1 rRNA gene is annotated in these 1,421 nt (G+C 56.2%); it reads left to right on the top strand.

Annotation, left to right across the window (positions count from 1 at the left end):
- Positions 1–1,390, top strand: a 23S ribosomal RNA gene (locus BLQ91_RS39965); the annotation flags it as partial.
- Positions 1,391–1,421 lie beyond the last annotated feature (31 nt).

The following is a 1,421-nucleotide window of genomic DNA, read 5'->3' as shown; positions in this document are numbered from 1 at the left end:
ATATCCTGAGACGTGATGCGTAGCCGATTGAGGCGAAGTAGAGTGATCCCATGCTGCCGAGAAAAGCCTCTAGCGAGCTTTCACGCGGCCCGTACCCCAAACCGACACAGGTGGTCAGGTAGAGAATACCGAGGCGATCGGGCGAACTGTGGTTAAGGAACTCGGCAAAATGCCCCCGTAACTTCGGGAGAAGGGGGGCCAGAGGACTTGAAGCCCTTCGCGGGCTAGGGTCAGCTGGCCGCAGAGACCAGCGAGAAGCGACTGTTTACTAAAAACACAGGTCCATGCGAAGTCGCAAGACGATGTATATGGACTGACGCCTGCCCGGTGCTGGAACGTTAAGGGGACCGGTTAGTCCGTAAGGGCGAAGCTGAGAACTTAAGCGCCAGTAAACGGCGGTGGTAACTATAACCATCCTAAGGTAGCGAAATTCCTTGTCGGGTAAGTTCCGACCTGCACGAATGGCGTAACGACTTCTCGACTGTCTCAACCACAGGCCCGGCGAAATTGCATTACGAGTAAAGATGCTCGTTACGCGCGGCAGGACGGAAAGACCCCGGGACCTTTACTATAGCTTGGTATTGGTGTTCGATTCGGCTTGTGTAGGATAGGTGGGAGACTGTGAAGCGCTGACGCCAGTCAGTGTGGAGTCATCGTTGAAATACCACTCTGGTCGTATTGGATGTCTAACCTCGGTCCGTGATCCGGATCAGGGACAGTGCCTGGTGGGTAGTTTAACTGGGGCGGTTGCCTCCCAAAGAGTAACGGAGGCGCTCAAAGGTTCCCTCAGCCTGGTTGGCAATCAGGTGTCGAGTGCAAGTGCACAAGGGAGCTTGACTGTGAGACTGACGGGTCGAGCAGGGACGAAAGTCGGAACTAGTGATCCGGCCATGGCTTGTGGAAGCGTGGTCGCTCAACGGATAAAAGGTACCCCGGGGATAACAGGCTGATCTTCCCCAAGAGTCCATATCGACGGGATGGTTTGGCACCTCGATGTCGGCTCGTCGCATCCTGGGGCTGGAGTAGGTCCCAAGGGTTGGGCTGTTCGCCCATTAAAGCGGTACGCGAGCTGGGTTTAGAACGTCGTGAGACAGTTCGGTCCCTATCCGCCGCGCGCGTAGGATACTTGAGGAAGGCTGTCCCTAGTACGAGAGGACCGGGACGGACGGACCGCTGGTGTGCCAGTTGTTCTGCCAAGAGCATTGCTGGTTGGCTACGTTCGGAAGGGATAACCGCTGAAGGCATCTAAGCGGGAAGCTCGTTCCAAGATGAGGTATCCCACCCTTTGTGGGTTAAGGCCCCCAGCTAGACCACTGGGTTGATAGGCCAGAGGTGGAAGACCGGTAACGGTTGGAGCTGACTGGTACTAATAGGCCGAGGACTTGTTACGAAGACGCTACGCATCCACTGTGCGGTTCTGG

The organism is Lentzea jiangxiensis (assembly GCF_900104175.1).
In the GTDB taxonomy this organism is placed as follows: domain Bacteria; phylum Actinomycetota; class Actinomycetes; order Mycobacteriales; family Pseudonocardiaceae; genus Lentzea; species Lentzea jiangxiensis.
Note: the sequence above shows the minus strand (reverse complement) of the source record. Positions and strands in the feature narration are given on the sequence as shown.